We start from the raw sequence: 24,908 nt of genomic DNA, 5'->3' as shown, positions 1-24,908 counted from the left end.
ATGAAATCAATTAATCGAAATGTTGGGTGAAAACCATACAGTTTTCCACTCATTCTTTTGGAAAAAGTAATCATTTTTAAGTATAAAAAAAGCCGTCAAAATTAAATTTTGACGGCTTTTTTTAATTTGAAAGACCTTTATAATTATACACTCAAGGTTTTCATTGCAGCCTTTCTTTCAACAACTTTCACTGCTGCTTTAACAATGTCATTAGCAGTCAACCCATATTTTTCCATTAGCTGATCAGGAGTTCCACTTTCTCCAAAAGTATCATTTACTGCAACAATCTCAAGTGGCGATGGATAATTTCTGGATAGGACTTGGGCAATGCTTTCTCCTAAACCTCCGCTGATTTGATGTTCTTCAGCAGAAACTGCACATTTGGTTTTTTGAACAGACTTAAGAATTGCAGCGGTGTCTAATGGCTTAATAGTATGGATGTTAATAATTTCAGCATCAATTCCTTTTTGCTCAAGAATTTCGCCAGCCTTTATTGCTTCCCAAACCATATGCCCGGTAGCAAAGATGGAAACATCAGCACCTTCATTTAAAAGAAGCGCTTTTCCAATTTCAAACTTTTGATCTTTGGGAGTGAAGTTTGGTACCGCAGGTCTTCCGAATCTAAGATATACAGGACCGAAATGATTTGCTATAGCAATTGTAGCAGCTTTAGTCTGGTTAAAATCGCATGGGTTGATTACGACCATATGAGGAAGCATTTTCATCATTCCAATATCTTCCAGAATCTGATGTGTAGCTCCGTCTTCTCCAAGCGTAAGTCCGGCATGAGATGCGCAGATTTTTACGTTTTTTTCAGAATAAGATACTGATTGTCTGATCTGGTCAAATACTCTACCCGTTGAGAAGTTTGCAAAAGTACCTGTATATGGAATTTTGCCTCCGATAGTCAATCCCGCTGCCAAACCTATCATGTTGGCCTCTGCAATTCCTACCTGAAAAAAACGATCTGGGAATTCTTTAATAAAATCCCCCATCTTTAATGAACCTATAAGGTCAGCACACAGACCTACGACATTGGAGTTCAATCTTCCTGCTTCAACCAGTCCTACTCCAAATCCTGATCTTGTATCTATTTTTTCTTCGAATGTAAATTTCTTCATTTTCTTAAGAGCAATAAAAATTTTAAGATGGATTAATAATCGCCAAGGGTTTCCTCTAGTTGTGCAAGGGCTTTTGCTAGTTGCTCATCATTTGGAGCTGCTCCATGCCATTTATGTGATCCCATCATATAATCAACACCATAACCCATTTCGGTCTTCAACAAAATTGCAATCGGCTGACCTTGTCCTGTTAGTGATTTGGCTTTTTGAAGTGTTTCTGTAACGGCCTCCATTTTGTTGCCTTCCGAACATTCAAGAACCCTCCATCCAAATGATTCATATTTAGCTTTTAGATTTCCAAGTGACATAACTTTATCGCATGGTCCGTCAATTTGTTGTCCGTTATAATCTACTGCAGCTATTATGTTGTCTACTTTGTGATGAGCAGCATACATTAAGGCTTCCCAAACCTGGCCTTCCTGTTGCTCTCCATCGCCCATTAAGACATAAACCAGTCTGTTATCTTTATTTAATTTCTTTGCTTGTGCTGCACCTACAGCCACAGATAGTCCCTGTCCCAGTGAACCAGAAGCGATTCTGATACCTGGAAGATGCTCTTCTGTTGCAGGATGTCCTTGTAATCTGGAGTTAAGTTTTCTGAATGTCCCTAGTTCTGAAGCTGGGAAATAACCGGCTCTAGATAGAACACTGTACCAAAGTGGTGAAATATGTCCGTTGGATAAGAAGAATAAATCTTCATTTATCCCGTCCATATTAAATTGGGTATTATGCTTCATTTCGCTGAAATAAAGCGCAACAAGATAGTCTGCGCAACCAAGTGATCCTCCCGGATGGCCTGAGCTGCAGCAATGTACCATTCTTACAATATCTCTTCTCACCTGTGAAGCAATTTTCTTCAGCTCCTCCACAGTGGTGGTCTTTTCGACATTTTCAATTAGCATAAATGATTGTTCCTGGTTTTATCCGATTTATTTTCTTGATTAAAAGAATTCTCAAGTGTAAACCTTTTATCAAACTGCTAATTTAATAATTATTTTTTAGCAAATTTTAATTTTTATAGGTGAGAGGTAACAGGAGTTAAGTAAAATCAAAATTATATTGGAAATGATTTGTATGTTTAATTTTAATTTACTGATTTTTAGGTATTTGAATTGTGGTGGGGCGAAAAATAAAAAGAGGCTGTACTTTAAAACACAGCCTCTTTTTTCAAAATTATAAATAATTTAAAGCAAGGTCATACGCCCGCTCATAGTATACGGATAAGTTTTTCCAGTCAAATGTTTCAGAAGAACTTTCAACCAGGTTTCGTTGGGTAATTCTTTCTCTTCTTGCCAGTTTAACAAATGAATAGAGCTGGTCCGTAAGCTGGTTAGCAGCTTCATCAAAGCTCTTGTATCTTCGGTTTACAACATAAAGTCCTTTTTCTTCATGTTGAGGGATGTTTGAAAGGATATAATCGCCAAAACCAGAAAGGTCACTTGTCACAGCCGGCACACCACTTGCGATAGATTCAAGCGGAGTATATCCCCATGGCTCGTAATAACTTGGAAAAATTCCCAAATGACAACCTCTTACAAACTGTCCGTATTCCATACCAAATAATGGGTTTGTAGGAGATATAAAGTCAGGATGATAAACGATTTTTACTCTGTCATACCAATTGTTAACCAGATTAGCAGTCCTTAGAAAACTAAGTATATCATCGTATTGATCGTGTATTAAATTATGCGTTACTACAAATGGAAGATGATTAGATTTCCAAGATTGCAGAGTTCTTCTCAATCTTAATCTCCAATACTCGTCTACAAAATTGTTGAGGTTGGGCATAGTAATGTCACCACTCGCTGCCGCTTCATTGAAAAGCCTTTCTCCAACCTGTTTTTCAATGGCTTTACAATCTTGTCTTATTTCCTCCATTACGGCTCTGGATTGAAGCACTGCTGGATTTATAGAGTGATAAGGTTGTTTGGTTACAAAGAACATGACAACTGTCATATCCATATTTTCCTGCCTCATTCTCCAGTTGAGCCTTGCAAGGGCTTCCAGTGTTAGGTCAAAACCCTTGTTTTTGTACTCATACCTGCCGGAAGTAAAGAAATAAAGTGTTTTATCAAGGTCGAAAGAGTAACTGTGAAAGAAATGACCCATGATAAACTGGTGAATCTTTTCTTTATATTCTTTATGAAGGTTTTGAAATTCGTGTAGAGCGGTAAATCGTTCTATATTTAGACCATTAGGCAGGATCAGATCAGCATTTCTACCAAGTAATGAAGCGCATTCTCTGGCTGTTACCTCACTTACTGTAGTAAATACATGTGCACCATGGGCGGCAGCACGCTCAATTTTAACAGAAGTTTCTATATTAAAATTAACAGCTTCTTTTTCCCAGTCGTAAAAAGGAAGATGGTCATAAAAATGAGCATCATTCATTGCAAGGTATCTCCCTAGAAGTGTTGCATGAGTTGTAAATACAGTAGTTGCCTGTAAGTTATCCCTTCTTATCGCCGGAATTGCGGTCCCAGCCATCCATTCATGGAAATGACCTATAATTTTTTTCTCCGTTACAAGTGTAAGCTCGGCGAAATATAATTTAACCAAATGCCCAAATGCGATAACCTGATTTATAAGATCATCACCTTCGGGAGAAGAAATTCCATGGTGCTCCCACAGAACATACTTAATTTCATTTAATTTATTATAAATACTAAAAGGGTTCAAAAGAATCACTCTGGGTTTTCCAGATACAAGCCAGTAGCCATAGTGAACTTCATATCCAAAACTTCTGAGTTGCTTAGCAGCCTGATAGAATGGATCATCTTCGTTTTCAACTGGTTCAAATTCAGCCGGCATTCTGCTATGAACGTATGGACCGATCAGACAATAGTTTTCATCCCACTTCTCAATCATGCTTGGGACCTTTGAACGAATGACGGTATAAATTCCGCCTACCTGATTGCAAACCTCCCAGGCAATCTCTACTAATAAGGTATCTGCATGTTTTTTATCCATTCAACTACTACTTTAAAGTTTAAAATATGTTAGGTTATTAATTGTTCCAAAATTAATTTTTAAAAAGACATATGGAAATAAAAGCAAGCGAATAGAACGAAAAAAAGCCATTTATGTTATAAATATTTTAAAAGTCCTTTCGTTTGCTGAAGATTATTAGTTCTTCAAACTCTTTGAGATGAAGATGAAAAAACTAAAAAAACCTTTTTTTGAAAAATTTATTCTCTATGAATAAAATAAATTTTAAGTTTAAGTTTTTGATTTTTAGTTGTTTGTATCTAAAGTTGTTTTGGGGTGTATGTTCAGAAATTATATTTTATAAATTTGCAGTAATACTATTGTTAACAAAATATGTTATTGGACTTTGAAAAACCAATCGCGGAACTGGAAGCTAAGTTAATTGATATGAAGTTGCTGGCTCAGGAAAATAATGTGGATGTTTCCTCTGCGGTTAAATCTTTGGAAGAAAAAATAAAGACTTTGAAAAAAGAAACTTACTCTAACCTTACCAGATGGCAGAGAGTGCAATTGTCCAGACATCCGGACAGACCATATACACTCGATTATATTAATGCCATAGCTGATAAATTTATTGAGTTGCATGGAGATCGTTCTGTAAAAGACGATAAAGCTATGATTGGCGGCCTTGCTCAGGTAGGTGATCATTCTGTAATGATTATTGGTCATCAGAAAGGACGAAATACCAAACAAAGACAATTGAGAAACTTCGGGATGGCTAATCCGGAAGGATACAGAAAGGCGCTTCGCCTTATGAAAATGGCAGAGAAGTTTGATGTTCCTATTGTTACGTTTATTGATACTCCTGGAGCTTTTCCCGGACTTGAAGCTGAAGAAAGAGGTCAGGCTGAGGCAATTGCCAGAAATATTAAAGAGATGTTCCTCTTAAAAGTGCCCGTTATCTGTATTGTAATCGGTGAGGGGGCTTCTGGTGGAGCTTTGGGTATTGCAATAGGAGACAAGGTCTTAATGTTGGAAAATACCTGGTATTCTGTCATTTCTCCTGAATCATGCTCTTCAATTTTATGGAGAAGCTGGGATTACAAAGAGCAGGCTGCGGAAGCTTTAAAGCTTACAGCAACCGATATGCATAAAAATAAAATGGTCGATGATATTATCAAAGAACCACTTGGCGGCGCTCACGTAGATCCTGTTGGAACAGCTAAGAAAATCAGAAAAGTAATAATCGATACAATTGATGAATTGTCAAAGTTATCATCTGAAGAAAGAATAGCTCAAAGAATTGAAAAATTTGGTGCAATGGGAGTCTTTGTTGAATAATCTCATTTTCTGAAGAAATAATAAAAGCTGTTTAGGAAACAATTAGAACCTAAACAGCTTTTTGTTTTTTATAAATGTCCGGTACTTTTTAGATCTATTATCTCAATGAATTTACACGTAATAAATACAGGATTTTTTAAGCTTGATGGCGGCGCTATGTTTGGTGTAGTACCTAAAACACTCTGGCAAAAGACTAATCCGGCTGATGATAAAAATCTATGCACCTGGGCTATGCGATGTTTGCTCATTGAAGATGGAAATAAACTAATATTAGTGGATACAGGGATTGGAGACAAACAAGATGATAAGTTTTTAAGTCATTATTATTTGCATGGAGAAGATACTCTGATGGAATCTATACATAAGGCTGGCTTTTCTGAAAATGATATTACAGATGTGATATTGACCCATTTGCATTTTGATCATTGTGGAGGAGCAACTGTATATAATAAAGATAGAACGAAAATTGAACCGGCTTTTAAAAATGCCGTTTATTGGTCTAATGAAGATCACTGGAAATGGGCTTCAATTCCCAATGCCAGAGAAAAGGCCAGTTTTTTAAAGGAAAATATATTCCCGCTGAGAGAAAGCGGCAAACTTGAGTTTGTTGGAATCAGAGAGGAGACGCCTTTTAGATGTATAGATTTTTTATTTGTGGACGGACATACAGATAAACAGATGATTCCTGTTATAGATTATAAGGGTAAGAAAATAGTTTTTGCTGCGGATCTGTTACCTTCTGTCGGACATATTCCTATTCCTTACATTATGGCATATGATACCAGACCATTGATCTCCATGCAGGAAAAGGAAATCTTTTTTACAGATGCAATTAGCAAAGATTATATAATTTTCCTGGAACATGATCCTGTGCATGAGTGCTGCACGATTCAGGAAACTGAAAAGGGATTCAGAGTAAAAGATACATTCAAATTAAAAGAAGTGTTGTAAATGAAAATCGGACTGACACTTTCCGGCGGAGGAGCAAGGGGTATTGCTCATCTTGGAATATTAAAGGCATTAGAAGAAAAAGGATTAAAGCCAGAAATGATTTCCGGCGTAAGTTCAGGAGCAATTGTCGGAGCTTTATATGCTGCAGGACTGAAACCTGAGCAAATTCTTGCCACGCTTATGAAACCCAGGATGTTTAAATACTTCAGACCGGCATGGAGCAAATTTGGCCTTTTAAATATGCAAAGGCTTATACCTATTTACAAACTTTATCTGCCTTGTCTGACTTTTGAAGAACTTAAGATAAAGCTGATAATTTCTGCAGCGGATTTGAAAGAAGGGAAAACCATTTATTTTGACAGTGGTAATCTCATTGAACCAATTCTAGCTTCGGCTTGTATTCCTTTGCTGTTTGCTCCTTTTGTTTATGGAGAAAAGAGGCTTGTAGATGGGGGTGTTATTAATAATTTACCTGTTGAGCCACTTATTGGAAAAGTGGATTTCCTGATTGGGGCTCACGTTAATCCTAATAATCCCAATTTTGAAGTTACATCAATAAAATCAATGGTGGAAAGAACTTTTAATCTGGCAGTTGGTTGTAATGTGAAACCGAGGAAAGATTATTGTGACTTGGTTATTGAGCCACAGGCATTATGTAAATATAGAATTTTTGATATAGGAAAAGCTGAAGAAATTTTTAACATAGGATATGAAAGTGCCTTAGAAGCAATTTGTAAGAATGAAAAAATAGAAAGTTTCCTTAGGCAGAAATTTTAATAATTGTAAATTTTTATTATTTGAAAAAGTAAAATTTATATTACAAAAGAATATCCAATCCATTCCCAAACTCTAATGAGTGAAGGATTTTGGATTTTTTAAGTTTTTATTTGAATTAAAAGTGAATTATTAGGATATTTGATAAGCAAAAAATCTCCACTCTTAGGATATGAAGAAACATTTAATAATTGCCGCCCTAGCCTTTACTGCAATTTCATCCGTTTCCGCACAAAACGACAAAGCAAAAGCATCAAAATCATCACCTTTTACTTATGTAAGTGCTGATGCGAAACTGACTAAGTACCATACCGAAGATGAGCTGAAAGGCCTTGGAAAACTGGAACTTACTCAGTTGTACATGGAAAGAATTAAAATCCTTACAGAAGTCGTTCCTTACCTGGCACTACAATCTAAGCCAGGGGCTACTCTTAAAGAAATGGGGATTCCGGAGACACCTTTGAATATTGAGCACGTTGAGAAAGAAGTAAAAAATAAAGGTACTTATCTCAGTGCGGTGCAAAATACTTTGGATGATATAATTCCTTATGCCGATAAAACCAATATTATCTGGTCTATTATGTTTTTTGAAGAGATTATAAAAAAAGCAGAAGCTGGTCACTAAAAATAAAAAAGTCCCGAATTCCGGGACTTTTTATTTTAATTTACTTTTAACAGGAAGTAATTCTTCTTCCCTTTTTGAACAAGTAGATATTTGTTTTGAAGTAATTTATAATCAATTCGTTGTTCTGATTCTATTTTTACTTTATTAATACTTACACCTCCTCCGGTTATCATTTTTCTAGCCTCTCCTTTAGATGCAAAAATTACATTCCCAGTAGCAACAGAAAGTAGATCAGTGATAGTAGGTGTTTCTGCCAGCACATCTTTAGTTATATCCACCTGAGGTACGCCTTCAAATACTGACAATAGGGTATCCTCGTCCAGACTTTCAAGATCTTCTGTAGTTGATTTGCCGAATAGTATTTCGGAAGCTTTAACTGCAGTCATATAATCATCTTTCGAATGAACTCGAGTAGTTATTTCTTCAGCCAGAGCCTTTTGAATTATCCGCAAATGAGGAGCTGTTTCATGCTCTTTCTCTAAGGCCTCAATTTCTTCTTTTGTCTTTAATGTGAAAATTCTAATGAATTTTTTAGCATCATCATCTGCACTATTTAACCAGAACTGATAGAACTTATATGGCGAAGTCATTGCTGGATCTAACCAGATATTACCACCTTCAGACTTTCCAAATTTGGTGCCGTCAGCCTTTGTCAATAAAGGTGTTGTCAACGCAAAAGCTTCTCCACCTTCCATTCTTCTAACAAGCTCTGTTCCTGCGGTAATATTACCCCACTGATCCGAACCTCCCATTTGAAGACGGCAATTTTTATTTTTATATAGATGAAGGTAATCGTAGCCTTGAAGCAATTGGTACGAAAATTCAGTAAATGAAATTCCGGTTTCAAGTCTCTTTTTAACAGATTCTTTTGACATCATGTAATTTACAGTCAGATGTTTTCCTACATCTCTCAAGAAACCGATAAAACTGAAATCTTTAAACCAATCATAGTTATTAACAACCTCAGCAGCATTATCTCCTGTGAATGCTAAGAATTTCGATAATTGTTTTTTTACACAGTTTTGGTTATGTGTTAAGGTTTCTTCGGATAGCAGTTTACGTTCTTCGGACTTCCCGCTTGGATCCCCAATCATTCCTGTAGCGCCGCCAACCAGAGCAACTGGTTTATGACCCGCGTTTTGAAAATGAACAAGTATCATCACCTGAACAAGATTACCTACCGTTAGTGAAGATGCAGTAGGGTCAAAACCTATGTAGCCCGCTGTAATTCCTTTATTCAGAAGTTCTTCCGTCCCCGGCATGATATCATGTACCATGCCTCTCCATTTAAGTTCTTCAACAAAATTTTTCATCATTCAGATATTAAAAGACCGCAAAGATAGGAAAATCAAACGATTCCTGAAGAAGTAGAACAGCAAATGTCATAATAATAATTTAGGCTCTGTTATTAAAAAATACTTAACTTTAACAGTTAATTAAATATTTAAATCGTGGCTGTAAGTCCTGAGAGTGTAATTAAAGATCTTAAAAGCGGAAAGTATGCTCCGGTTTATTTTCTGCAAGGGGAAGAGCCTTATTTCATAGACACAATCTCTGACTATATTGAGAAAAACTGTCTCAATGAAACTGAGAAAGGCTTTAATCAGACTATTCTGTATGGTAAAGATGTTAACATCAGTACGGTAATGCAAAATGCCAGAAAATTTCCTATGTTTTCTGATAAGCAGGTTGTTATTGTTAAAGAAGCTCAGGAAATTTCGGATTTGGGAAAAGAAGCTGGCGACAAGCTCCTGGATGCATATATTCAGAATCCCCTGGCTTCAACGGTATTGGTTTTTTGCCATAAATATAAAACGGTTGATGGAAGGAAGGCTATTGGAAAAAGCCTTGAAAAACATACTGTTTTCGTTAATTCCAAAAAGCTTTATGACAATAAAATTCCTGAATGGGTAGATGGTTATTTTACTGATAAAGGATTTAAAGTTAATCCAAGAGCAGCAGGAATGATCAGTGAATATATTGGCAATAACCTGAGCAGGATCGCTAATGAAATTGATAAGCTTCTGATCAATTTAAAGGAAAAAGTAGTCATAGACGAGGCTCTTGTTGAGAAGTATGTTGGGATTAGTAAAGAGTATAATGTATTTGAACTTCAGAATACGTTGGTTAAAAGAGATGTCCTAAAGGCAAACAGGATCCTTAAATATTTTGAGGCCGATCCAAAAAGCAATCCGGCTATTCCAATAATTGTCACCTTGTTCAATTTTTATACAAAGGTCCTCATGATCCACGCAGCGGAAGATAAGTCAGAAGGAGGGTTGGCAAAGTTGTTAGGGGTGAATCCATTCTTTGTTAAAGACTATATTGCCGCGGCGAAGAGTTATCCTCCGCAAAAGGTCATTAACATCATTCATTATATTCGGCAGGCAGATCTGATGTTAAAAGGAGTTGACAATGTGAGTGTCGGAGAGGGGGATATATTGAAAGAACTTGTTTTTAAAATTCTGCACTAATTCAAAAACAGGGTAATTAATCCGTTTTTAATTTTGATGATCCGATTCAATTTTTATTTTTACAAAAATAAAAATTGAAATAATACCGTTTACGCTTTAAAAATTCATATTAGTTTTATTAAATAAGGCACTATGCTGAAAAAACTTTTAATTTTTTCTTTTATACTCCTGGCTCCTCTTTTTGTGTTTGCACAGAATACAATGGTCAAAATTTCTTATGACCAGTTATTCAGAGACGGGGTTGAGTTATTAGACAAAGAAAAATATGCCGCTGCTCGAAATGCATTTGAGAAATATGTAGGTCAGGGAATAAATGACCTGAAAACCATAGATGCAGAATACTACATTGCCTTTTCTGCCTTAAATCTCTTTAATCCGGATGCAGAGCCGCTTTACAAGCATTTCATTTCAAAATATCCATATCATGCAAAGGCTTCCCTAGCTCATTTTGATCTTGCTACTTTTTACTACAATTCAAAAAAGTATGAAAAGGCGATTCAGTATTTCGAAAAAGTAAATCATGAAAACCTCAATGAGGAGCAGCAACTCGATGCTAATTTTAAATTGGCCTATTCATATTTAAATATGAAAGCTTTTGACAAAGCAGCTCCATTATTTAACAAAATTAAGGGAGGTCAGCATAAGTATACTTATGCTGCCAGTTATTATGCGGGTTATCTTGAGTTCAGAAATGGTGAATATGATGCAGCTTTAACTGATCTAAAAAAAGCTGAAGAGAATGAATCATATAAGCCGCTTGTGCCATACATGATTGTAAATATTTACTATAAAAAAGGTGAGCTGGATCAACTGATTTCATATGCAGGAACTGTCACAAGTTCTAAACAGGACATACAGAACGCCGATGAGTTTTACTTGCTGACAGGTGAGGCTTATTTTAGAAAAGAAGATTATAAGAAAGCTGAAGAAAATTTTTCTAAATACATTCAGATTGCTAAAATAAAAGCAAATCCGGAGATTCAATATAGATTAGCCTATTCTCAATTTAAGAATGCACAATATGAAGATGCAGCTGAAAACTTTAAAGGGCTGGCAATAGGTAATGACTCCATTTCTCAGGCTAGTGCGTATTATCTTGGTGTTTCTTATTTACAGACGGGAAAGAAGGATTTTGCTGTAACTGCTTTCGACCAGGCGAGAAAAAGTAATCCTAATAAAGAAATTCAGAAAGAAGCTTTGTTTAATTACGGGAAAGTAAATTCTGATCTTGAAAGATATACTGAAGCAATTCCTGCGTTAAAAGAATTTCTGAAAACCTATCCAGGAAGCCCTCGTGTTCCTGAAGCAACCGAAATACTTAGTGAGTCTTTATTAAAAACCAGAGACTATTCTGATGCAATCTCATACATTGAAGGTCTTAAATCCAGAAGCCTTAGAATCAATTCTACATACCAGATTGTAACCTTTTTGAAAGGTACTGAACTGTTAAATAATAATAACTTTCAGGAAGCTATTGACATGTTTAACAGATCACTGGAATATCCGATAAATAAGGATTATGTGGTTTATGCAAACTTCTGGAAAGGTGAAGCTTTGTCATACCTGAAAGATTATAATGCTGCTATAAATGCTTATGCTGCAGTTTTTACAAATAGTAAAGATGACAATGAGTATTACCTGAAGGCTAGATATGGAATTGGGTATGCATATTACAATACCAAACAATTTGATAAAGCTCTACCTCATTTCAGAGCTTATGTAGATAAAGTAAAAGCTGAGAAAAATAAACAGAATTACAATGATGCTTTACTCAGACTGGCCGATTTGTATTATGTTACCAAAGAGTATGAGCAGGCTATAAAATATTATGATGAGGCTGTTGCAGATAAAAGCTCAGATATCGACTATGCCTATTATCAGCGTGGCCTTGTAAAAATGAATTTGGGAGAAGTATTGGAGGCAAAGACAAATTTTGAGGCGGTAATTAAGCGCTATCCAAACTCTTTGTATTATGATGATGCCTTATTTCAGGAAGGACAACTGGAGCTTCAGACAGGTGAAAACAATGATGCAGTAAAAGCATATAGTGCATTGATAGGTATAAAACCAGGGAGTCCTTATGCTCCATATGCATATAGCAGAAGAGCTACTGCATATTTTAACCTGAAAGATTATGAAAAAGCAGTTCGTGATTATCAATTCATATTAGATAATCTTCCAACTCATGAAGAATCTCAAAATGCGCTTAAAGGAGTACAGGAAGCCCTTGCAGCAGCGGGAAGAGAAGAAGAGTTTCCTGCAATACTCGCTAAGTTCAAAGAATACAATCCAGACAATAAAGAATCAGCTTCTTTAACAGTTCTTGAATTTGAAAATGCAAAAGCACTTTATAACAATCAAAAGTACCCACAGGCAATTCAGTCGTTCCTGGCTTTTATCAATGGAAATCCTGATAATCCTAATGTAAAAGAAGCTCAATACTATATGGCTGAATCTTATTACAGACAAAACGAATTGACAAGTGCAATTGAATATTATAAGAAAGTAATTGAAGACAGGTCAAGCACTTATTATAATAAGGCAATTCAAAGACTTGCTGATCTAAGTCTTTTAAATAAGGATTATCAATCGGCGAAAAATTATTATCAGATTCTTCTTGCCCAGGCTAGAGGAAAGAAAGACAGGTCTATTGCAAATGTTGGTCTTGTAGATGCTTATTACAATACTCAGAAATATGATTCAGCACTTTACTATACATCTGAAATTCTGAAACAAGGTAATTCCACGCTGGACGCAGAAAGCAAAGCAATGCTCTATCAAGGTAAGATAGCTATGGCTAAAGGAGAGAATGATAAAGCTGTCGATCATTTTATTCAGACAATAAATGCTGCCAAAGATATCAATGCGGCAGAGGCTCAATACCTCATTGCCAAGATTCAGTACAATGAGAAAAAGTATAAGCAGTCTCTTGAAACTCTTTACGATCTGAATAACAACTTCTCGATTTACGATGATTGGCTTGGACGTTCGTTTTTGCTTATAGCGGAAAACTTTGTAGCTCTTAATGAGCTCTTCCAGGCTAAGGCAACATTGAAATCTATTATAGAAAAATCACCGCATAAAGAAACTGTAGAAAAAGCCAAAGTGCGATTAAGTGAATTGGAATCAAAAGAGAAGGAGAAAGAAATTGAAAAGTTAGAAAAAGGACAGGAGGGAAAGAGCAATGAATAACGGAAAAAAGACTTTTATGAGATCATTTAAAATAGCAGTTATTTCAGGTGTTGCTGTATCATTTTTAAACACTGCTTTTGGTCAGGGCGAAATAGAGGAGAAGGTTGTAATCATTGAAAAAGAAAGGAAACTCGATCTGCCTGAAGCGAACAGAAACTTTGAGAAAGTTCATTTTGATGTGAAGACACCTCCGGCAAAACCTCAGGAGTATAAGCTTGAGGAAGTGAAATTAAATTTACCTAATCTTCCGAGTAAGATAAAATTACTTATGATGCCGGATGAGCCTCTTAAGAAGTTTTATGGCAATTATGTGAAGGCCGGTTTCGGTAATTATGGGACACCTTATCTGGAAGCTTTTGTAAATAGTAAGAGAAGTGAAAAATATCTATATGGACTTCACTATAAACATTACTCTTCTAAAAACGGTCCAGTTGGAAAATCTTTGTCAGGAATGAGTGATAACCTGGCCGAAGCTTATGGTAAATATTTTACGTCAAATCAAGTAATCAGCGGAGGTATTGGATACTCAAGAATGAGGTTCAACTACTATGGTGGAAATGAAAACCTGTTGAAGTTGCAAGACATTAAACAGGTATATCAGTTGTTTAATATCAATGCAGGCGTTGAAAACCTTGATAAAACCAATCAGATCAGTTATAATCTCGGATTTAATTATTATCGATTAAGCGACAGATTCAAAGCAAAAGAAGGCGAATTCCTTACAGATTTTAATGGGGTTTATAAGCTGGATGATGACAGAAAAGTCAATGTAGGTGCAGTACTTTCTTTATCGAATAGAAAAGATTCAAGTAAAGTTAACAGAGCATTTTTTATGCTGAAGCCTTCATATTCCATGGTACTGGATAAAATAAGACTGAACCTTGGATTCAATGTTGCTTATACAAATGATTCGGTTAAATCAGTTAAAGGCGTGCATCTGTATCCTAATCTTAAAGCAGAGTATGATGTTGTAGATAAGCAATTGATCGCTTATGCAGGATTGGATGGGGAAATGCAAAAGAACACACTCAGAAAGTTTGTATATGACAACCCTTATCTAGGAAATAATACGGCAATATTGCATACCAATAAGTCGATTGAATTTTTTGTTGGAGCCAAGGGGCATGTTATCGGAAAACTGAATTATAATGCAAGATTCTCTTATCAGAATTATAAGAACCTTTATTTTTTCAACAACGGAAATCCTGATACATCAAGATTTGTCACCCTTTACGACAAAGGAAATACTTCCCTTACACAATTGACCGGGGAGTTGTCTTATGATGTTTCAAAAGAATTACTGGTAGAGTACAAATTGAATTACTATGGATATAATGTCAGCGATTTTGAATATGCCTGGGAGAGACCATCTTTTTATACATCTTTTAGTGGAAGGTACAATTTGGAGAAAAAAATATTTATAAATGTTGATATTTATTATATTAGCGGATTAAAAGCTAAAAACTTTGTAAAGAATGAAGTCGTAAAGCTAAAACCTATAACCGACCTTAATCTTAAGGTTGAATATAGATTTTCACCGGCTTTCTCTGCGTTTTTGGAATTTAATAATATATTATCTAAAAAATATCAAAGATATTTGTACTACCCCGTTAAAGGAATTAACGTATTAGGCGGGCTAACTTACTCGTTTTGAAAATGATAGACATTTACATAAAAGATTTACTCTATACCTATGATTGCGTGGTGATACCAGGATTCGGAGGGTTTATTACAAACTACTCTTCGGCCGATATTCATCCTGTCAGTAATAAGTTTATACCACCCGTTAAAAAAATTGCGTTTAATGGGCAACTAATCAATAACGATGGCGTATTGATAGGCTATGTGGCGGAGATTGAGGGTGTTGATAGGGAGCTTGCAAATCAAATGGTTGAAAACTTTGTAAGCAACCTTAAAGAAAATCTGAAAAGGTATAATCAATATTTCTTTAAAGGCATAGGAGGTTTCTTCTATAATGCAGATGGTTTGTTGGAGTTTGAGCCGGAGAATAAAATAAATTACCTGGATGATAGTTTTGGATTATCTGAATTATATTTCAAACCAATAGATAGAGATTCTAATATGGCAAAAGTACCAACCAGAGGCCTTAGACCTCCGGTAAAAAAAGCAGCAGAAAAAACAGAGCCTGTTACGCTGGATGAGAATGGTAATCCGGTTGCAAAAGAAAAAAACAAAGGAGTTAAAGTTATTTTAGTATTACTTCCGATTCTTGTTTTGGGAATTGCGGGAGCATTTTTATACAACCAGAAAAATAACAGCTTAAGCAGCGTTTTCCCATTTGACCTTCTTCATAAAAATGAAGCTCCGGTTGCAGAGAAAGTTGAACCACTTATAAAAGACGAAGTTGCCGCAGAACCATCAGAAGTAGCGGAAGCTGTAGCCCCTGTTGCTGAAGCATATCAGCCGGAACATAACAATATTGAATTAAGTGCAGACGTTTCTTCTTCAACAAAAGCGGCAGAACCGGTTAAGACTCCTGCAATATCTGAAAAGTCAGGCCGTTTCTTTATCATTGTAGGTTCTTTTTCTAAAAGAGACAATGCTTACAGACTTAAAAAGAAATTTGACAAAGAAGGTGTAGATGCTACTTTAATTAAACCATCTAAAACCAACAAGTTTTATAAAGTTTCTGTAGCGGATTTCTCTGATAAAGAAGAAGCTAAAAGCAAACTGGAAGATTATAAATCAAAATACGGAAGCTCAACCTGGGTAATGACTTTTTAATTGCCCTGATAAAAAATCAAATCAGTTTGAACTATTATTGAAGTAAGAAACTTAGTAGTTAACTTGAATTTGGAATAGAACGAATGGATAATCAGGAAAAACAAGATATAAAAAACGAAAGAATAGGGGCAATGACTTCCATTGGAATTCATTGCCTTCTTGCTATTTGTTTCTTTTTTCTTTTAGCCTGGGATAAGCCAGATCCTCTTATGGACGGAGATGGTGGAAACGGAAAAGGTGGAGTTGTCCTGAATTTTGGAATTGATCCCGCAGGATATGGAGATCTTCAGAATACTGGTCCGGTCGGAGATTCAGAAAATGATGATCCTGCCCCTGGAGAACCAGCAACAAATGAGATGGTGGATGTAGAAGAACCTGTGGCTGAAGAGATTCCTGAAAGTACTGAAGGAGAGATCGTAACTGGTAGCGAAGAAAGTGCATATCAGTTGGAGGAAAAGAAGAAGGAAGAGCCAAAAAAGAAAGTAGAAAAGAAGGATTTAGAGATAAAGGAGCCAAAGAAAGAGCCTAAAAAAGAACAGACTGTCACTTCCCAAGCGCTTTTTCCTGAAAAAACAGGAGCCGGAGGAACTTCAGGTACCAGCCAGTCTGGATCCAATAATAACGGAGATAGAAAAGGTAAAGTAGGTGATCAGGGTGACCCTAATGGTTCTATAAATTCCAATGCTCTATATGGTACTCCAGGTGATGGAGGTCCGGGTCCTAGACTGGAACTTACAGGTTGGAATCTGGCATTCCGTCCGGAAAAAGATCAGACCAATGAAAACGGAAAAATAGTTTTTAACATAGAAGTTGATGAAGAAGGCGAACTGACAAGAATCACAGTTCTTGAAAAAACAGTTAGTCCTTCACTGGTAAAATATTACCAGGATGAAATAGAAAGAAAATGGAGTGTGGAGCGGACAAGAGATAACGTAAAACCCCCGCCAAGAGCTTCAGGAAAATACACCATTATTGTGCGGTCGAGATAAAGTGAATTCATTTAAGGAAACAGTAAAATATTTATATGAGAGCCTGCCTATGTTTGAAAAGGTGGGCTCCTCTGCTTTAAAGAGTGGCCTCGATAATATAAGAGCGCTTTGCGAAGCTCTCAATAACCCACAGGAGAGCTTTCCTTCAGTTCATATTGCTGGAACAAACGGTAAAGGAAGCTCATCTCATTTTCTTGCTGCTGTATTGCAGTCCGCGGGATATAAAGTTGGTCTTTTTACATCTCCTCATCTGAAAAGTTTTGCAGAGCGCATTAAAGTCAATGGGGAGAATATTCCGGAAGAGGTTGTTGTAGACTTTGTTCAAAGTCATAAAGGACTTTTTGAAAAGTTAAATCCTTCTTTTTTTGAAATGACCACTATACTGGGATTTGATTATTTCAAGTCTCAGAAGGTTGATATTGCTATTATTGAAACAGGACTTGGTGGAAGATTGGATTCAACCAACATCATTCAGCCACTTGTATCTCTAATCACTAATATCAGTTTGGATCATCAGAATATTTTAGGAGATACATTACCTCAGATTGCAGGTGAAAAAGCTGGAATTATTAAAACTGGCATTCCAGTGGTATTAAGTGAAAGACAAGAATCTGTGGCAGATGTATTTATTCAAGTTGCTCAAACCAAAAAATCTCCAATTACTTTTGCATCATCTGAATTCAGTCTGATCAATAAAAGGCTGGAGAATGGGAACCTGATATTAGATGTCTTCAACAATGATCTAATGTTATATGAAGATTTGAAATCTGGTCTTCCCGGTTTGTATCAGTTAAAAAATTTGGCAGGGGTCTTCAAAACAGCAGAGATTTTAAATCAAAAAGGATTTCAAGTTGATGAAAGAGCTATTCGTAAAGGAGTCGAAGATGTCGTTGGTTTGACCGGATTAAAAGGACGTTGGCAGGTATTAGAAACTAATCCCATGGTAGTATGTGACACCGGTCATAATGAGGCAGGAATAAAAGAAGTTTTGAGCCAGCTTAAATGCTATTCCTACAATAGACTTTTTATTGTTTTTGGTGTGGTAAAGGATAAGGATATTTCGAAAATCCTTACACTTTTGCCTAAAGATGCTATCTATTATTTTTGTATGCCTAAAATTCCTCGCGCCCTTGATGCAGATATATTATATCAGGAAGCCAAGAAATATGGCTTGAAAGGAGAGATCGAAAGGGATGTTAATGTCGCTCTTCAAAAAGCAAGGGCCTCAGCGTCACAAGATGATTTTATATTTATCGGAGGCAGCACATTTGTAGTATCCGAGTTGGACAATTTATAGTTAGAAGTATTTATTAAAATGGGGAAGAATAAATTAAAAAGGTTTGCCGTAAATGCTCAAAGAAGAAATGTAGTAGAGCCAGGTAAGGAGATATATGAGAAGATTAAAGGCAATTGGAACAACTTTTTTGATAACAAAAATGAAATAATACTTGAACTGGGATGTGGCAGAGGGGAATACACCACAGGATTAGCTTCACTTTTTCCTCAAAAAAACTATATAGGTGTTGATATTAAAGGGGCCAGAATCTGGAAAGGAAGCTGTGTTGCTGAAGAAAATAATCTTACCAATGCAGCATTTTTACGAGTAAGGATGTATGAGTTGGAGAATTTCTTTGCAGAAGGAGAAGCTGATGAAATCTGGATTACCTTTCCTGATCCAAGACCAGTTGACAAACATGAAAAGCACAGACTGACTTATCCTAGATATATTGACAGTTATTTGAAGATCTTAAAACCAGGAGGGGTACTTCATTTAAAAACTGATAACCTTCAATTGCATGAATATACAATGATGGTTATGGAAAATTATAAAGATCGTATAAAATCAATTATTCATACAGAGGATCTTTATAATTCTCCAATACTTTCTGATCATTACGGTATTCAAACAACTTATGAACGCCGATTCTTAATGGAAAATGCGCTTATCAATTATTTGAAAGTAGAGTTCAACTGATCGGGTTGACCTCTTTTTTCCATTGTATTGATCCAATTATAAAGAGTATTGACATCTTCAAGGTTGCAAAGTTCTGTACCTGGATTCATAGTTGCTGCAGTTCCACAGGCAATTCCATACTTCAGAGCATCCAATTGACTCCATCCTCTTGAAAGAGATAGAACAATACCAGCAACCATGCTGTCTCCGGCTCCCACAGTACTCTTTTTAGCAGCAGAAGGTGCCGATATATGGTTTACTCCATCCTTAGAGGCAATAAAGGCACCGAAAGCACCAAGCGAAACCACCATTATTTCTATCTTGTGTTTTTTGATGATTTCTAACGCCGCTTCTTCCTGCTGATGAATAGTTTTTAATTCTGAACCGATTAGCTCACTAAGCTCCTTTACATTTGGTTTTAAAAGGAAAATACCTTCGTTGATAGCTTCTTTTAAAGCATCTCCTGAAGTATCAAGAACCAGTCTTGCATTTTTTCGCTTACCTATTTTTGCAAGTCTTGCATAGAAATCCGATGGAACGCCCGGAGGCATGCTACCACTAGCCACCAGATAATCAATTTTTTCACCATGAGCATCTATCTCATCAAGGCACTTTATCCATTCTGCCTGAGAAAGCGGAGCACCAGGCATGCCAAACCTATATTGCCTGTTAGTAGTTGTCTCTACAACAATGAAGTTTTCCCTGCTCCAATGCTCAACTTCAATAGGATATTGATTGATACCTTCTTTATTTAAAAGCTGATTCAGTAACTCTCCGGTTGGTCCACCTTTGGGATAAACAGCAATAGAATCTCCTCCGAGTTTTTTAATTGCTCTGGAAACATTGATTCCACCGCCACCTGGCTCGTGAACAGGTTCTGAACACCTTAATTTGTGCTCTGCATATACATGATCTACAGTGCAGCTTTTGTCAATGGTAGGAGAAAGTGTAAGCGTAAAAATAGTTTTCATCTTGTCAGTCATTTACTTCCAGTTCTTCTAATATTTCAGATAATTCGGAAAAATCTTTAAGCCCAGGCTTAATTTCTTCCCCACCTTTTAGCGCTATACCAGATGGGTTAATTGTATCAATAATAAGTGGTAAAGCAGATTGCTGAATACCAAATCCTAGAATAACGGGAAATTTTTGGCAAATTTCTCCAAGTACATCTTTTAAATAATTCAACTCCGGCTCTGTATTATTTTCTAACAGGAAATAAGCTACCTTGTTTTCATATTTTTTCAATACTTCAATAGTTTCAGAAGGCTCATCATTGTTGAAATCTACTTTTAGTATTACTGGTTTTTTCAATCCAGGTAAAAATTCCGGATGTATTAAATGATTGAGCTGTATAAAGTCAAGGTTCAGTTGCTCAGCCAGATAGTTCATGTTATAAACATTGTCGCCAGTAAACTCTCCAACTACTTTAACCCCTGATATCCAGTTTACAATTTCTCTAATAGAGCTTAATTCTATAAATTTAGGATGGTTTTCATCCAGTGGAAATCCTACTAATTCAACACCCATACCAGCACAATAGCGTGCATCACTTAGGTTATTTACTTCACTTACCTTTACTAGTGTTTTTAATGCCATATCCCAATTACCGTTAAATAGTTCAAAAACAAATTAATTTAAAAATAAGTTAAAGTCGAAAGTTTCCGGAACATTTTTTCGGTATCTTTGGACTCAAAAATTAAGTTATGCCAGTTATAGCAGTAGAAGATTCTAATTTTGATGCAGAACTTGCAAAAAATTCCAATGTGATTGTGAAGTTTTATGCGGATTGGTGTGGTTCATGCAAATTGTTTGCCCCGAAATACAAAAGATTATCCAATGATGAGAGATTTCCAGGTATCGTATTTCTGGAGGTGAATGCTGAAAGTAATCCTGAAGCAAGGAAGAAAGCTAATGTCAATAACCTTCCTACTTTTGCCACATTCCAAAACGGAGTTTTAGTGGAAACGCTTTGCTCCAGTAAAGAAGAAGCTGTAGTTGAGGCACTTGAGAAACTTAAATAGTATTGGAATGCAGGGCTGCATTTGGAAATAAAATAATACTTAAATGAAAATACCTGCGATAAAACTACTTGTAGAAAATTATACACCTTCCGACTTAAAACAGGCTGAAAATGATCTGATAGAAGGTGAAGCACTGAAGATTTCTGTAGAGGGAGGTGATGAAGGAGAGCAGCTTACACACGTGATTGCAGCTCTTTGGATTATGGAAGAAATGAGTGCTAAAAATATTGAATTTAAAGAAGCGTTAAGAGAATACACAAAAAAAGTAAGGGAGTCTATAAACTGATTTTTTTCCCTCAGATTTAACTTATGCAATTTTAACCTTTGAGGTTACAGTTGAAGTATTTCCCGGATTAATTAAATAATGAGCACTAAAGGAAGAGTTTTGGTAGCGATGAGCGGCGGAATTGATAGTTCTGTAGCTGCTGTTATGCTTCATGAAGAAGGATATGAAGTGGTTGGTATGACTATGAAGACATGGGACTATGCGTCTTCCGGAGGCACTAAGAAAGAAACTGGATGCTGTAGTCTTGATTCTATTAATGATGCCAGAGATATTGCAGTAAAGCTTGGTTTTCCACATTATATCCTTGATATCAGAGAAGAATTCGGCGATTATGTAATCAATCATTTTACGGACGAATACCTTGCCGGCAGAACACCAAATCCTTGTGTGTTGTGCAATACACATATCAAATGGGATGCTCTGTTAAGACGTGCTGATAAACTAGGATGCGAATTTATTGCAACTGGTCATTATGCTAATATCAGAAAGGAAAATGAAAGATATGTGATATCTAAAGGCCTTGATGAAAATAAAGACCAGTCTTATGCTTTGTGGGGAATTTCTCAGGAAAGTCTGAGCAGAACAAGATTTCCGCTGGGTCACTTAAGAAAGACTGAAATCAGAGCTTTTGCTCAGGAAAGAGGGTTTGTAGATCTGGTAAATAAATCCGAATCTTACGAAATCTGCTTTGTTCCGGATAACGATTACAGAGGCTTCCTGAAAAGAAGAATTCCTGGCTTGGAAGATTCAGTTAGAGGAGGGGAGTTTGTGCTGGAAGATGGCACAATAGTAGGAAAACATGAGGGATATCCTTTTTATACAATTGGTCAGAGAAAAGGCTTAGGAATAGCATTGGGCTATCCAGTATTTGTTTCAGAAATTCAGAAAGATAAAAACCGTGTCGTGCTATCATCTTTAGAAAAGTTGGCTAAAGACGGAATGATGGTGAAGAAGCTAAACATGCTTAAATATCCTGATCTAATTGGCAGAAAATTAGAAACGGTGACAAAAGTCAGATATAACGATGGAGGCACTCCTGCGCTTATTGAACAGTTCGGTGATGAAATGAAGGTACTTTTCCATCAGGGAGTAACTGCAATTGCACCAGGACAGGCAGCGGTTTTTTACGAAGGTAATGACGTGGTAGGTGGGGGATGGATAACATCAAGTTTTAGACAAAACAATGAATAGATTTTTCCCTTTAATTTTCTTTTTTGTTGCATCTTTTTTAATTACCGGATGCTCTAGTGAACAGGATCCTGATGTATCCGACTATCAGTATTTCCCAATTGAAAAGGGAATGTATGTTCTATATTCTGTAGATAAAAAAACATATGGGGTAAGTGATTCGACTCATTCATTTTATTATCTCAAGGAAATTATTGGTGATACATTCAGAGCTGGCGATGAAGTAAAGTACAGAGTTGAAAGGTATACCAAAAAGAGCCTCACCGAACCTTGGCCTGCTCAACCGGATTCAGTATGGAGTGAGTTTAACAGTAAGAATAATGTTACAAGAATGGAAAATAATATCAGGTTTATAAAGATGACTTTTCCTTTGGAAAATGATAAAACCTGGGATGGGAATGCTGAAAACACACTTGGACAAGAGTTCTATAAAGTAAAGGACCTCAAACGTACTTTTTATGTTGATACAATTTATTTCCCCAATTCTGTAAAGATTATCCAGGCTGATAATCAAAACCTGATTGAAAAGAAGTACAAAGTCGAATATTACGCAAAACATGTTGGCCTTATTTATAAAGAAAAAAGGATTTATGAATATGACCAGTCTCCTTCTGCTATAGGGAAATATGTTATAAAGACAGGAGAAACCTTTGTTCAGAAAATATATGCTTACGGCAAAGAGTAAAGCCATTTTCTGCTTCTTTATTTTTTTATCATTTCAAGGTCTTGCTCAGACTAATCTATACTTTGTTACATTTACTGATAAGTCTGCTTCCGATTATTCTCTAAATGCTCCTGAAGAGTTTCTTTCTGCGAAAGCGATCGCTAGGAGAAAGGTTCAAGATATTCAGATTCAGGAAGAAGATTTACCTGTTAATAAAAATTACCTGGATTCATTGAATAAATTGGGTATTACAATCAAAGGATCTTCAAGATGGCAAAATGGTGTGATTGCAGAAACGTCGCAACAGGTTTCAGAAGAACTCAGTAAAAAGAAATTTGTAAAATCAGTAAAGTATCTTCAACCAGCAGAAGCAGCTTCTAATCCATTGAGCCTTTCTTCTGTTTCATCTACTATTCATCGACAATCAACCTCACCTTCTTCTATTGATTATGGTCCTTCTCTGACTCAAAACGCTATGATTGGAGTTCCTGCTATTCATGCTTTAGGATATTCAGGAACGGGTAAACTTATCGCAGTATTGGATAATGGTTTTTTAAATGCCAATACACTTACATTTTTCAATCATTTATTTCAAAATGGAAAAGTTATAGGCACATATGATTTTGTTTCAGGAGAAGAGAATGTTTATGATGATGGGAATCATGGTGTGAATGTATTATCTGTGCTTGCGGGTTTTGAAGAGGGAAAGATTGTAGGGCCTGCTTATGATGCTTCTTTTTTGTTATTGAGAACTGAAAATGACTTTTCAGAAACAATACTGGAGGAATATAACTGGCTAATGGCAGCGGAATACTCAGACAGCGCAGGTGTTGATATCATATCAAGTTCTTTAGGATATAATACTTTTGATTTTCCGGAACAGGATCATACTTATACTGATCTTGATGGAAAAACTACAGTAGTGACAAAGGCGGCGGAGACAGCTTTTTCAAAGGGAATGATCATAGTAAATAGTGCAGGCAATGAAGGAAATAAATCATGGAAATATGTAACAGCGCCAGCTGATGGACCTTCTGTTCTTACTATAGGTGCTGTAAATTCAGCAGAAAAATATGCTGCATTCAGTTCTGTTGGGCCTTCTGCTGATGGCAGAATTAAACCAGATTTAACTGCCATGGGGGCCGGGGTATATGCTGGCAATCCCGATAATTCATTTTCAAACACCAATGGTACATCATTTTCGTGTCCTCTAGTGGCTGGACTCGTGGCTTGTCTTTGGCAGGCCAGACCGGAACTTTCCAATAAAGAAATTACAGATGCTTTGAAAAAAACTGCCTCAAAAGCAGAAAGCCCTGATTTTCAATATGGATTTGGTATTCCTAATTTTGAAAAAGCAATTGCCTTTTCAAGCGCAGATACATTGATTGCCGGGCTTTTTCCAAATCCTGTTACTGTTCCGGGAGATGTAAAACTCATTATTGCAAATGAATTAGTCAGCAATGATGTCCAGGCTGAATTGTTTGACTTAACAGGGAAAAAAATATTTGCAGAAACTTTTTTCAAGGCAGAAAAGATAAATCAGATAAGATTTCCCGGTGACATTCAGAGAGGTGTATATTTCCTAGTTCTTAATAGTCAGAGTGGTCATCAGGTAATAAGAATTATCCTTCAATAAATACGTTTTTCTTTAAGTT

The 24,908-nt window shown here is 36.2% G+C and carries 22 protein-coding genes; 16 read left to right on the top strand and 6 right to left on the bottom strand.

Annotated elements, in window-relative coordinates; translation table 11 throughout:
• Window positions 1–143: 143 nt before the first annotated feature.
• From K350_RS0124400 to K350_RS0124390, 3 genes are all read right to left on the bottom strand, one after another.
• Window positions 144–1,121, bottom strand: a complete 978-nt coding sequence (locus K350_RS0124400) for a transketolase family protein (RefSeq protein WP_028982150.1) — start codon at window positions 1,119–1,121, stop codon at window positions 144–146.
• A gap of 32 nt (window positions 1,122–1,153) precedes the next feature.
• The gene (locus tag K350_RS0124395) at window positions 1,154–2,023 is read right to left on the bottom strand and encodes a transketolase (RefSeq protein ID WP_028982149.1); all 870 of its coding nucleotides are present in this window, start codon (window positions 2,021–2,023) and stop codon (window positions 1,154–1,156) included.
• Between the two features lie 271 nt (window positions 2,024–2,294).
• Window positions 2,295–4,091, bottom strand: coding sequence for a glycosyltransferase (locus K350_RS0124390; protein WP_028982148.1), 1,797 nt, complete (start codon window positions 4,089–4,091; stop codon window positions 2,295–2,297).
• Window positions 4,092–4,442: 351 nt separating this feature from the next.
• Between K350_RS0124390 and K350_RS0124385 the strand changes: the two genes are divergently transcribed.
• The 4 genes from K350_RS0124385 (at window position 4,443) to K350_RS0124370 (ending at window position 7,740) form a co-directional block, all read left to right on the top strand.
• The gene (locus K350_RS0124385; RefSeq protein WP_028982147.1) at window positions 4,443–5,390 is read left to right on the top strand and encodes an acetyl-CoA carboxylase carboxyltransferase subunit alpha; all 948 of its coding nucleotides are present in this window, start codon (window positions 4,443–4,445) and stop codon (window positions 5,388–5,390) included.
• Between the two features lie 105 nt (window positions 5,391–5,495).
• The gene (locus K350_RS0124380; protein WP_028982146.1) at window positions 5,496–6,341 is read left to right on the top strand and encodes an MBL fold metallo-hydrolase; all 846 of its coding nucleotides are present in this window, start codon (window positions 5,496–5,498) and stop codon (window positions 6,339–6,341) included.
• The gene (locus K350_RS0124375; RefSeq protein WP_028982145.1) at window positions 6,342–7,118 is read left to right on the top strand and encodes a patatin-like phospholipase family protein; all 777 of its coding nucleotides are present in this window, start codon (window positions 6,342–6,344) and stop codon (window positions 7,116–7,118) included.
• Window positions 7,119–7,287: 169 nt separating this feature from the next.
• Window positions 7,288–7,740, top strand: coding sequence for a hypothetical protein (locus K350_RS0124370; RefSeq protein WP_028982144.1), 453 nt, complete (start codon window positions 7,288–7,290; stop codon window positions 7,738–7,740).
• A 35-nt stretch (window positions 7,741–7,775) separates the two neighbouring features.
• Here the strand turns inward: K350_RS0124370 and tyrS are convergent, their stop codons facing one another.
• Window positions 7,776–9,053 (bottom strand): tyrosine--tRNA ligase, encoded by a 1,278-nt coding sequence (gene tyrS / locus K350_RS0124365; protein WP_028982143.1) that lies wholly within the window; start codon window positions 9,051–9,053, stop codon window positions 7,776–7,778.
• Window positions 9,054–9,191: 138 nt separating this feature from the next.
• Here tyrS and holA point away from each other — a divergent pair, with 138 nt between their 5' ends.
• The 7 genes from holA to trmB all read left to right on the top strand — a co-directional run bounded on the left by holA (window position 9,192) and on the right by trmB (window position 19,115).
• Window positions 9,192–10,214 carry a DNA polymerase III subunit delta gene (holA, locus tag K350_RS0124360; protein WP_028982142.1) on the top strand — a complete coding sequence of 341 codons (1,023 nt, stop codon included), beginning with the start codon at window positions 9,192–9,194 and terminating at the stop codon, window positions 10,212–10,214.
• Window positions 10,215–10,346: 132 nt separating this feature from the next.
• On the top strand, window positions 10,347–13,406 hold the full coding sequence (locus K350_RS30260; RefSeq protein ID WP_051313634.1) for a tetratricopeptide repeat protein: 3,060 nt from the start codon (window positions 10,347–10,349) through the stop codon (window positions 13,404–13,406).
• Window positions 13,407–13,422: 16 nt separating this feature from the next.
• Complete coding sequence (locus tag K350_RS0124350) at window positions 13,423–15,060, top strand: TonB-dependent receptor (RefSeq protein ID WP_028982141.1); 1,638 nt, start codon at window positions 13,423–13,425, stop codon at window positions 15,058–15,060.
• A gap of 2 nt (window positions 15,061–15,062) precedes the next feature.
• On the top strand, window positions 15,063–16,151 hold the full coding sequence (locus tag K350_RS31695; protein ID WP_051313630.1) for an HU domain-containing protein: 1,089 nt from the start codon (window positions 15,063–15,065) through the stop codon (window positions 16,149–16,151).
• A gap of 83 nt (window positions 16,152–16,234) precedes the next feature.
• Window positions 16,235–17,140, top strand: coding sequence for a hypothetical protein (locus K350_RS31690; protein ID WP_051313628.1), 906 nt, complete (start codon window positions 16,235–16,237; stop codon window positions 17,138–17,140).
• A 1-nt stretch (window position 17,141) separates the two neighbouring features.
• A complete protein-coding gene (locus tag K350_RS0124335) occupies window positions 17,142–18,437 on the top strand; it encodes a glutamate ligase domain-containing protein (protein WP_028982140.1) in 1,296 nt (431 codons plus the stop codon).
• A gap of 18 nt (window positions 18,438–18,455) precedes the next feature.
• Window positions 18,456–19,115, top strand: a complete 660-nt coding sequence (gene trmB / locus K350_RS0124330; protein WP_028982139.1) for a tRNA (guanosine(46)-N7)-methyltransferase TrmB — start codon at window positions 18,456–18,458, stop codon at window positions 19,113–19,115.
• Here the strand turns inward: trmB and K350_RS0124325 are convergent.
• Together K350_RS0124325 and trpF are read right to left on the bottom strand one after the other, a co-directional pair.
• A complete protein-coding gene (locus tag K350_RS0124325) occupies window positions 19,091–20,065 on the bottom strand; it encodes a 1-phosphofructokinase family hexose kinase (protein ID WP_028982138.1) in 975 nt (324 codons plus the stop codon). The two genes, trmB and K350_RS0124325, sit on opposite strands and share 25 nt — an antisense overlap.
• 4 nt (window positions 20,066–20,069) lie before the next feature.
• On the bottom strand, window positions 20,070–20,690 hold the full coding sequence (gene trpF, locus K350_RS0124320) for a phosphoribosylanthranilate isomerase (protein ID WP_028982137.1): 621 nt from the start codon (window positions 20,688–20,690) through the stop codon (window positions 20,070–20,072).
• 107 nt (window positions 20,691–20,797) lie between these two features.
• On the opposite strand from trpF, the gene K350_RS0124315 reads away from it, so the two are divergent.
• From K350_RS0124315 to K350_RS30245, 5 genes are all read left to right on the top strand, one after another.
• A complete protein-coding gene (locus tag K350_RS0124315; RefSeq protein ID WP_028982136.1) occupies window positions 20,798–21,115 on the top strand; it encodes a thioredoxin family protein in 318 nt (105 codons plus the stop codon).
• Between the two features lie 43 nt (window positions 21,116–21,158).
• Entirely contained in the window at window positions 21,159–21,401 is a 243-nt protein-coding gene (locus tag K350_RS0124310) for a DUF6952 family protein (protein ID WP_028982135.1), read from the top strand.
• Window positions 21,402–21,479: 78 nt separating this feature from the next.
• Complete coding sequence (mnmA, locus tag K350_RS0124305) at window positions 21,480–22,592, top strand: tRNA 2-thiouridine(34) synthase MnmA (protein ID WP_028982134.1); 1,113 nt, start codon at window positions 21,480–21,482, stop codon at window positions 22,590–22,592.
• Window positions 22,585–23,274 (top strand): hypothetical protein, encoded by a 690-nt coding sequence (locus K350_RS0124300; protein ID WP_028982133.1) that lies wholly within the window; start codon window positions 22,585–22,587, stop codon window positions 23,272–23,274. Before mnmA ends, K350_RS0124300 begins: the two co-directional genes overlap by 8 nt.
• The gene (locus tag K350_RS30245; protein WP_051313626.1) at window positions 23,255–24,889 is read left to right on the top strand and encodes a S8 family serine peptidase; all 1,635 of its coding nucleotides are present in this window, start codon (window positions 23,255–23,257) and stop codon (window positions 24,887–24,889) included. Before K350_RS0124300 ends, K350_RS30245 begins: the two co-directional genes overlap by 20 nt.
• The last annotated feature ends 19 nt before the right edge of the window (window positions 24,890–24,908 follow it).

Origin of the sequence: Sporocytophaga myxococcoides DSM 11118, assembly GCF_000426725.1 — a bacterium.
Taxonomy (GTDB): domain Bacteria; phylum Bacteroidota; class Bacteroidia; order Cytophagales; family Cytophagaceae; genus Sporocytophaga; species Sporocytophaga myxococcoides.
The sequence above is the reverse complement of the archived record's forward strand: the minus strand, read 5'-3'. Positions and strand labels throughout refer to the sequence as shown.